Annotated in this window: 1 protein-coding gene; it reads right to left on the minus strand. The window is 74.9% G+C overall.

Going from position 1 to position 243, the window contains the following annotated elements; genetic code table 11:
• Window positions 1-243: beta-ketoacyl synthase N-terminal-like domain-containing protein (locus ADL08_RS14685; protein ID WP_159043077.1), on the minus strand; the 243-nt coding region annotated here is incomplete at both ends.

The following is a 243-nucleotide window of genomic DNA, read 5'->3' on the forward strand; positions in this document are numbered from 1 at the left end:
CGTCGGAGAGGCGTTCGACCAGGAGGAGGCCGACGCCTTCGGACCAGGCGGTGCCGTCGGCGGCCGCCGCGAACGACTTGATGCGCCCGTCCGGCGCCAAACCGCTCTGGCGCGAGAAGTCGACGAACCCGCCCGGGGTCGCGGTCACGGTCGCGCCGCCGGCGAGGGCCAGGTCGCATTCGCCGCGGCGCAGGGCGTTGGCCGCGAGGTGCAGTGCCACGAGCGAGGACGAGCACGCGGTGT

This window comes from Streptomyces sp. NRRL F-6492 (assembly GCF_001280125.1).
Lineage (GTDB): Bacteria > Actinomycetota > Actinomycetes > Streptomycetales > Streptomycetaceae > Streptomyces.